The sequence below is a fragment of the Actinotalea ferrariae genome, assembly GCF_019733465.1.
Classification (GTDB): Bacteria; Actinomycetota; Actinomycetes; order Actinomycetales; family Cellulomonadaceae; genus Actinotalea; species Actinotalea ferrariae_A.
Window position 1 is genome coordinate 1 of the sequence record NZ_JACVQL010000257.1, and the last position, 6,284, is coordinate 6,284.

The 6,284-nt window shown below is 75.5% G+C and carries 9 protein-coding genes and 1 tRNA gene; 8 read left to right on the forward strand and 2 right to left on the reverse strand.

Annotated elements, in window-relative coordinates; all coding sequences use genetic code 11:
- From ICW40_RS17205 to ICW40_RS17220, 4 genes are all read left to right on the forward strand, one after another.
- The coding region (locus ICW40_RS17205) for a hypothetical protein (RefSeq protein ID WP_374199176.1) at positions 1 to 606 on the forward strand (606 nt) is incomplete at its 5' end.
- Between the two features lie 55 nt (positions 607 to 661).
- Positions 662 to 1,111: a roadblock/LC7 domain-containing protein gene (locus ICW40_RS17210; RefSeq protein WP_199424509.1), complete on the forward strand. Its 450-nt coding sequence runs from the start codon at positions 662 to 664 to the stop codon at positions 1,109 to 1,111.
- 8 nt (positions 1,112 to 1,119) lie between these two features.
- The gene (locus ICW40_RS17215; protein WP_221655234.1) at positions 1,120 to 1,512 is read left to right on the forward strand and encodes a DUF742 domain-containing protein; all 393 of its coding nucleotides are present in this window, start codon (positions 1,120 to 1,122) and stop codon (positions 1,510 to 1,512) included.
- Complete coding sequence (locus ICW40_RS17220) at positions 1,493 to 2,104, forward strand: GTP-binding protein (protein ID WP_199424507.1); 612 nt, start codon at positions 1,493 to 1,495, stop codon at positions 2,102 to 2,104. Before ICW40_RS17215 ends, ICW40_RS17220 begins: the two co-directional genes overlap by 20 nt.
- Before the next feature lie 135 nt (positions 2,105 to 2,239).
- On the opposite strand, the gene ICW40_RS17225 is transcribed toward ICW40_RS17220, so the two are convergent.
- Positions 2,240 to 2,782 (reverse strand): hypothetical protein, encoded by a 543-nt coding sequence (locus ICW40_RS17225; protein ID WP_221655235.1) that lies wholly within the window; start codon positions 2,780 to 2,782, stop codon positions 2,240 to 2,242.
- A 160-nt stretch (positions 2,783 to 2,942) separates the two neighbouring features.
- On the opposite strand from ICW40_RS17225, the gene ICW40_RS17230 reads away from it, so the two are divergent.
- The 4 genes from ICW40_RS17230 to ICW40_RS17245 all read left to right on the forward strand — a co-directional run bounded on the left by ICW40_RS17230 (position 2,943) and on the right by ICW40_RS17245 (position 5,285).
- Positions 2,943 to 3,350, forward strand: a complete 408-nt coding sequence (locus tag ICW40_RS17230; protein ID WP_221655236.1) for a hypothetical protein — start codon at positions 2,943 to 2,945, stop codon at positions 3,348 to 3,350.
- 145 nt (positions 3,351 to 3,495) lie between these two features.
- Positions 3,496 to 3,732: a hypothetical protein gene (locus ICW40_RS17235; RefSeq protein WP_221655237.1), complete on the forward strand. Its 237-nt coding sequence runs from the start codon at positions 3,496 to 3,498 to the stop codon at positions 3,730 to 3,732.
- A 166-nt stretch (positions 3,733 to 3,898) separates the two neighbouring features.
- A tRNA-Ser gene (locus tag ICW40_RS17240) sits at positions 3,899 to 3,986 on the forward strand.
- A gap of 84 nt (positions 3,987 to 4,070) precedes the next feature.
- Positions 4,071 to 5,285: a hypothetical protein gene (locus ICW40_RS17245; protein WP_221655238.1), complete on the forward strand. Its 1,215-nt coding sequence runs from the start codon at positions 4,071 to 4,073 to the stop codon at positions 5,283 to 5,285.
- 25 nt (positions 5,286 to 5,310) lie between these two features.
- Here the strand turns inward: ICW40_RS17245 and ICW40_RS17250 are convergent.
- On the reverse strand, positions 5,311 to 6,284 hold a 974-nt coding region (locus ICW40_RS17250; RefSeq protein ID WP_221655239.1), incomplete at its 5' end, for an MFS transporter.

The window sequence follows — 6,284 nt, forward strand, 5'->3', positions numbered from 1 at the left end:
GCCCAGGGCTGGTCGCCCACGGACGGGCCGGCCGTGCCGGCGCGCCCGACGGCCTCGGTCCCGAGCCCGCACCAGCCGCCGCACGAGCCCGCCCAGCCGGCCACCCCGCCGGCGCAGCAGGCCGCGCCGACGTCGTTCGCCCCGCAGACCTTCGCGCCGCAGACGTTCTCCCCGCAGACGTTCACGCCGCAGTCGGGCTCCGGCGCGTTCGACGACGAGGTCACGAACATGCTCGCCCAACGGGCGGACATCGCGCAGCAGGCGCTTGCCGAGCTCAGCCAGCTCTCGAGCTACCGGCCCGCTGCCGCCAGCGGTGGTTCGACGCTCGCACGCCGGACGCCCGGGACGATCCCGGCCGCACCGGAGATCAAGCTGGCCCCGTCGGGCCAGCGGGTCGAGCGCGACGCCAACCAGGTGCGTTCGCTGCTGTCGAGCTTCCAGTCCGGCACCAGCCGCGGCCGGCAGGCCACCCCGGCCGCGGACGCGGCCGCACAGACCCCCGGCGGGGCCACCTCCGCCGGGAACGAGGACGGTTCGAGCAACGGCCACGGGGAACCCGTGACCACGCCGGACACCGACCTGAACCAGCGGACCACCTCATGGTGACCACCGCGCGCACCATCCCCAGCCGCCAGCAGGCCGGCAACCTCGAGGAGGACAAGTGACAGCGCTCAGCTCAGAGGCAGCCAACTTCGGCTGGCTCCTGGACAACTTCGTGAAGACGGTCCCTGGGACCCGGCACACGCTCGTGGTCTCCGCAGACGGGCTTCTCATGGCCATGTCGGAGAACCTGGACCGCACCAGCGGCGACCAGATGGCGGCGATCGTCGCCGGCATGTCGAGCCTCACGCGCGGTGCGGCCCGTCAGCTCCACGCGGGTGACGTCCGTCAGGCGATCATCGAGATGGACGAGCTCTTCGTCTTCCTCATGAGCGTCTCCAACGGATCCGTCCTCGCCGTGGTGGCGGACGCCACCTGCGACGTCGGCCTCATCGGCTACGAGATGGCCATGCTCGTCTCCCGCACCGAGACCACGCTCACCCCGCAGCTCGTCACCGAGATGCGCGGGAACCTGCCGGTCAACGGTGCGGTGCGGGCTCCGGTCGGGTGAGCGAGCCCATGGCCAACCATGAGGACGACGCCGGCGTGGAGTACGAGGCGCGCACCGTCCGGCCGTACGCGGTCACCGGCGGTCGCGTCCGCGCGGCGAACTCCGACCTCCCCCTCGAGGCCCTCATCGAGGTCCTCCCGGGGGCGGTCAGCAGCCAGGGGCTGCCGCCGGAGAAGCGCGCGATCCTCCAGCACGCCGCCCACACGTTCGTGTCCGTCGCCGAGCTGTCCGCACTGCTGCGGCTCCCGCTCGGTGTCGTACGCATCCTGGTGACGGACCTGTCCGAGTCCGGATTCGTCCGGGTCCACACCTCAACGCCGGTGAGTGTCCACACCGGTCAGTCCCCCGCCCTGTCCCTGAGCGTGCTGGAGAGTGTTCTCAATGGCATATCCGCCCTCTGACACCGCCGCTGTGGCCGACCGCACACCGGTCAGCGGGGGTGTCGCACCCACTGTCGTCAAGATCGTCGTCGCAGGCGGTTTCGCCGTCGGCAAGACGACCTTCATCGGCTCGATCTCCGACATCGAGCCGCTCAACACCGAAGCCGCCATGACGGAGCACTCGGTCGGCGTCGACGACGCCGGCGGCGTGACCGACCGGAAGACGACCACGACGGTCGCGATGGACTTCGGTCGCATCGCGCTGCCGGGGTCGCTGTGGCTGTACCTGTTCGGCACGCCCGGGCAGGACCGGTTCCTGTTCATGTGGGACGACCTGGTCCGCGGTGCGATCGGTGCCGTCGTGCTGGTCGACACCGAGCGTCTCGACCAGTGCTTCCCGGCGGTCGACTACTTCGAGAGCCGTGGCATCCCGTTCGTCGTCGCGGTCAACTGCTTCGACGGCGTCGCCCGGCACCAGCTCGACGACGTGCGCGAGGCCCTCTCGGTCCCCGCCCACGTGCCGCTCATGTACACGGACGCACGCTCGCGTGCCGCGACCAAGCAGACGCTGATCGCGCTCGTGCAGCTCGCCATGGAGCGGCTGCGCGGCTGACGTACCCGCTCGGCCGCACCCCCGGCGGGTGCGCCGGGCAGCAGGACGCCGGACGGCGGCGTGGGGCGACCCACGCCGCCGTCGGCGTCTGTGCCGTGGCGGGGCCAGGCGCAGGCCCAGGCCCGGGCCCCGGGCTCAGCAGGACGGATCGACGTCGTGCGCCGCGCGCAGCACGACGAGGTAGCTCGGTCCCGGCGTCGTGGCGTCGTCCACGGGCGCCGTCGTCTCGATCGCGAACCGCGCCTCGGCGCCGTCGACCGTGCCGCTCCAGCACGCCACGGGCGGCAGGGAGCCCCGGTCCCGGACGTCGCCGACGCGCGTCCAGCCGCGCTCGGTGAGCACCTCGTCGTAGTGGGCGACGACGTCGGCCGGGCCCAGGCCGTCGTAGCGGACGGTCGCGCTCGCGGCGCCGTCCTCGTCGCAGCCGGCCGAGCGGTGCCCGACCGCCTCGCTGGTGCCGGTGGGGCGGAGGTCGAGCTCGTCGCGACCGGCCAAGACCTCGTTCAGCGCCTCGTCGCGCGCCGACGCGCACCCCGGCTCGGGCCTGAGCAGCGGGATCCCGACGACGGCGGTTGCCGCGCCGAGCGCGAGCACCGCGAGCCCGGCGGCGAGCGCGGGCACCGGGCGGCGTGCGTCGGGCCGTCGGACCGGTGCGGCGGACGGTGCGCGGGTGCTCACGGGTCCGAGCATCCCGGCGGGCGGGCTGCGCGGCATCAGCCCGCGGTCGGACGGCGGGTGCGTCGGGTCCACCCGTCCTCGTACCGGACGGCCGCACCTCGAGGCGTGGCTAGGCTCGGCGGGACAGGCGGCTCGCGGGGCACACCGAGGACGGACGGCGATGATCTACGCGGACGGCTCCGCCCTCAGCCGGGCGCTGGCGCCCGGTCCGGAGGCGGCGTCCTGGCTCCGGTTCGCCTCCGAGCACGCGTCCGAGCTGCTGACGTCGCCCCTCGGGCTCACCGAGCTCAAACGCGCCGCGTTCCCGCTGGGGCCCGTGGCGCGCGAGCAGGCGCACCGCATCGCGACCTCCGTCGAGGTGGTGCGGTTCTTCGACCAGTCCCTCGAGTCGGCGGCGATGGCGTCGTCGGTGCTCCCGCCCTTCCAGGCGATCCACCTCGGCATCGCGGTGGCGCACCCGGAGGTCGGCGCCATCGCGACCTACGACGCCCTGCTCGCACGCGTCGCGGCGATCTACGCGCTCGACGTCGCGAGCCCGGGCCGGCCCGACGGCTGGTGGGACGCCTGACGCCCGCAGGAGCCCGGAGACGCACCCGCGCGCGGCCGGAACGTTCCGGCCGCGGACCGGGGACGTGGCCGACCGTCGCGCCCTACCGTCGGGCACGGGCCACCGCACGGGGGCCGCTGGGGATCCACGACGCAGGAGGACGACGATGAAGAGGAAGCTCATCGCGGGCGCGACGACGCTCGTCATGGCGGCTGCACTGGCGGTCGGCCCGGGGGGCGCCGCTCAGGCCGTGCCGGCCTCGGCGACGCTGTGGACCCTGTCCGGGCAGACACCGATCAGCAGCGGGTACATGTACACGTACCGCAGCCCCTCCGGCGGCTGGTACGTCTCGGCCAACTTCATGGGCAGCTGGTTCGTCCAGTACGACACGGTGCAGCGCTGACCACGGCGGGCGGCGGCGCCTGACGCGCGACCGAGTCGCGGGGACCGCGCCGGGCGGCGTGCACCTCAGCGCGTCGCCCGGTGCAGGTCCCGCAGGCGCGCGATCGGCCCCGCCGACGGCACCGGCTGGCATGATGGGCGCCGCGTCGTCGGGGTGCCGGCGGCCGGGAGGGCTGGCTGAGCGGCCGAAGGCGACGGTCTTGAAAACCGTTGTGCGGTGACCCCGCACCAAGGGTTCGAATCCCTTGCCCTCCGCGCGGTGGACCGACGACGGTGGACGGCGCGCCACCGGCAGCGGACGCGTACCTCGCACGACGAGGTGTCTGGGATCGTCTGACCATGGTCGCCACCTCCGCCCTCGTGACCCGGTTCGCCGGGACGTTCGCCGCCCGGTGCCTCAGCGGTCACGCCGTGGGCAGCCCGCTCGGGCTGTGGGTGCTGCTCGCCACGGTCGCGCCCGCGGCCGGCGGCGCGGCGCGCGCGGAGATCGAGGACGTCCTCGGCACCACGGCCGACGACGCCGCCGCCCGCGCGGCCGAGCTCGTGGCGTCACCCCACCCCGCCGTGGCGGCCGCCGTCGCGGTGTGGGCCGAGCCGAGGTACCTGGCCCCCGCCTTCCGTCGGTGGGCGGACGGCCTGGGCGGTGGCGTCGAGACCGGCCCGGTCCCGACCCCGGAGCAGGCCGACGCCTGGGCCTGCGGGCGCACGCGCGGCCTCGTCCCGAACTTCCCCGTGCAGCTGACCCCGGCGACGGCGGTCGTCCTCGCGTCCGCGCTCGCGACCGACATCGCGTGGACGGAGCCGTTCGACGAGACCGCGCCCAGCGCGCTCGGCGGCGCGTTCGGCGACGTCGCGACCACCGCGCTCGCCGCGCCGGCCGGGCACCGCCGGTTCCTCGCCCGCACCACGGCCGCCGCGGACGTCGGCGTGCACGTCGCGACGTCGCACGACGGGCTGCACGTGATCTCCGTCGTCGCGGACCACGGCGTCGAGTCCGCGGCCGTGCACGCCGCCGCGGGCGAGGTCGCGCACCTGGTGACGGGCCACGGCGGGGGTGCCGTCGTGCTCCGCCTCGCCGACCTGCCGCTCGGGACCGGCCCGGCGTGGACCGTCACCGAGGCGCCGGAGCGGGTCGCGGGCGGCGCGCCCGTCGAGGTGGTCGACGCCGTCCTGCCCGCGTGGCGGGCGAGCACCGACGTCGACCTGAGCGGCGCGCCCGGCGTGCGCGCGGCCTTCGAGACGCTCGAGCGGTTCCTGCGCCCCGACGCCCGTCCGGCGGCGTTCGAGGCGCGGCAGGTCGCGGTCGCGTCCTACCGCAAGGACGGGTTCGAGGCCGCCGCCGTCACCGCGATCGCGATGCGCGCGGGGGCCGCGGCGCCCGTCGAGGCCCTGGTCCGCCGGGCGACGATCCGGTTCGACCGGCCGTACGCGGTCCTCGCGGTCGCCATGGACCGGGTGCCGGACCCGGAGCGTCCCTGGACCACCACGGACCTCGGCCGCCCGGCGTGGGACGGCGTGCCCGTGTTCTCCGCGTGGGTCGCCGTCCCCGGCTGACCCGGCCACGGGCCGGGCCTGCCGGTCAGAGCGGATCGAGCCGCGGGAGGCGTCCCCGCAGCACCAGCACCGCGCCGAGGCCCGGCACGACGAGCGCGGCGACGGCGCCCGAGAGGCCGCTGAACGCCAGCACCGCCATCACCGGACCGGAGGCGATCGCCCCCACGGCCGCCGCGGCGTTCATCGTCGAGTCGCTGATGCCCTGGACGAGCGGCCGCGCGGCCGGGGTGACGTCCTGCGTCAGGAGCGCGCTCGCGGGGACCGTGACGAGGGACCAGGCCAGGCCGAGCACGAAGAGGCCGACCACCACGGCCGCCGTCGACCGGTCGCCCCACGCGCACAGACCCGCCGCGGCGAGCAGCAGCACCTGACCGGCGACCACGACGCCGACCCGGCCGACGCGGTCGGCGAGCGCCCCGACGAGCGGGGCGAACGCGAACATGCCGAGGACGTGCAGGCTGATGGTGAGCCCGACCACCGTGACGCCGTGACCGTGGTGCGTCAGGTGGACGGGCGTCATCGTCATCACCGACACCATCGCCACGTGCGCGGTCACGAGCGCGACGAGCGCGAGCAGCGCGGAGGGTGACGCGCGCACCTCGACGAGGGCCGCGCGCACGCGCAGGGGCGGCGCGCCGCTCGGCCGGTCGACGTCGGGCGCGTGCCGGGCGAGCACCTCGAGCGGGTCGGGACGCAGGCGCCACGCCACGAGAGCCCCGGTGACGGCGAGCAGCACGGCGGCGATCGCGAAGGCCCCCGTGAGCGGTGGCAGCCCGGTAGCCCGCTCGACCGCGGTCCCGGGCACGCCGAGGTTGGGACCGACCACCGCACCGGCGGTGCCGACCCAGACGACGAGCGCGAGGCTCCGGGCGCGGTGCTCGGGCTCGGCGAGGTCGGTCGCGGCGAAGCGCGCCTGCAGCGCCGCCGCCGAGCCGGCGCCGATGGCGAACATGCCGAGCACGAGCAGGAGGGTCGGCAGGCCGCCGGACCCCGCGGGCC

Excerpts from the sequence above, each read along its gene's own strand:
- ICW40_RS17215 (WP_221655234.1), top strand. The coding sequence starts at position 1,120 with ATGGCCAACCATGAGGACGACGCCGGCGTGGAGTACGAGGCGCGCACC.
- ICW40_RS17220 (WP_199424507.1), top strand. The coding sequence starts at position 1,493 with ATGGCATATCCGCCCTCTGACACCGCCGCTGTGGCCGACCGCACACCG.
- ICW40_RS17230 (WP_221655236.1), top strand. The coding sequence starts at position 2,943 with ATGATCTACGCGGACGGCTCCGCCCTCAGCCGGGCGCTGGCGCCCGGT.
- ICW40_RS17235 (WP_221655237.1), top strand. The coding sequence starts at position 3,496 with ATGAAGAGGAAGCTCATCGCGGGCGCGACGACGCTCGTCATGGCGGCT.
- ICW40_RS17245 (WP_221655238.1), top strand. The coding sequence starts at position 4,071 with ATGGTCGCCACCTCCGCCCTCGTGACCCGGTTCGCCGGGACGTTCGCC.